We start from the raw sequence: 1,562 nt of genomic DNA, 5'->3' as shown, positions 1-1,562 counted from the left end.
AAAACTCAAGAAGTAAATGTTTCGGGGAAGTCGACCATCAATGTAGTATTGGTAGACGAAGCGAGCAAACTATCGGAAGTTGTAGTAATTGGTTATGGAACTGTAAAAAAGAAAGATGCAACTGGAGCAGTTGATCAAATTGGAACTAAAGATTTTGATAATATTTCTGCTACTTCACCAGCAGATTTGTTAAGAGGTAAAGTTTCAGGAGTTCAAGTAATATCTTCAAGCGGAGAACCTGGGGCGGCAGCTTCAATTAGAATTCGTGGAAATTCATCTATACGTTCAGGAAATGAGCCTTTAATAGTTGTTGATGGTGTTCCATTAGATGGTGGCGACATATCTTCTGGTGGCGATAATTTATTAGGAACTTCAACTGCTAGAAATCCATTAAACTTTGTCAATCAAAACGATATCGAAACCATGACCATTCTTAAGGATGCTTCTTCGACCGCTATTTACGGTTCACGTGGTGCAAACGGAGTAATAGTCATTACAACTAAAAAGGGAAAATCGTCTGAACCTCAATTTAATAATACATCATCAGTTGCTTTTAGCGAGTTCTCAAGTGATTTAGAAATTATGGACGGAAACGCTTTTGTTAAAAATGGCGGGGTAGATAATGGCTCAAGAAGTTATGACTGGAAAGATGCTGTTTTACGCAGTGGTATTACGATCAATAACGATGTCTCATTTTCTAAATCTTCAGAAAATTCAAATACTAGACTATCATTTGGATCTTCTACAACTGATGGAATTGTTAAAAATACTGGATTAGACAAATATACATTGGCTTTAAACAATTCTAACGATTTTTTAGGTGGATTCTTAAAAGTGGATGCAAAAGTTAATTATGCAGGTCTAAAAGATGATGCTGCTTTAATTTCAAATAACGCTGGTTTTATTGGTAATTTAATTGGTACTGCTCTATATTGGAATCCAACAAATGCTATCAGGAAACCAAATGGATCGTATAACGTAATAAATGATACTTATATAAATCCTGTTCAATTGTTAGATTCTTATAAAGATTTTACAAATACTAATAAAATTTTAGCTAGTATAAAAACTACTTTGAAATTTAATAATAATTTAAATTATCAATTCTTATTTGGTGTTGAAAGTTCTACATCTATTCGTAAATCGCAATTGTTACCATCCATCCAAATCCAAAATGTGGCACAAGCTGCAATTCCAAATACCTCTCCAGAGCAAAAAAAATATGGTCAAGCATCAGTATTCAATAATACTAAATTTGCCAAAACATTTGAACATACTTTAAATTATAACAAAACATTTAATGATAACTTCATATTAGATGGTTTGCTAGGTTTTTCTTTTTATTCATATGATGCAGACGGAACAACAACTACTGCTAGAGGTTTTGATGCTGCTCAAGTAAATTTGATAGATAATATTGAAGGTGGACTAGAACGAGAATACAGAGCTACTTCTTTTAGAAATAAAAGTGAATTACAATCATATTTTGGAAGAATCAATGCTACACTTTATAAAAAACTTATTTTAACGGGTACTTTACGTGCCGATGGTTCATCAAAACT

1 protein-coding gene is annotated in these 1,562 nt (G+C 32.7%); it reads left to right on the top strand.

The window, feature by feature from the left end:
• Window positions 1-1,562 (top strand): TonB-dependent receptor plug domain-containing protein (locus RMN92_RS09725; protein WP_309609261.1); only part of this gene is annotated, 1,562 nt, incomplete at both ends.

The organism is Flavobacterium sp. (assembly GCF_031363805.1).
Lineage (GTDB): Bacteria > Bacteroidota > Bacteroidia > Flavobacteriales > Flavobacteriaceae > Flavobacterium.
Note: the sequence above shows the minus strand (reverse complement) of the source record. Positions and strands in the feature narration are given on the sequence as shown.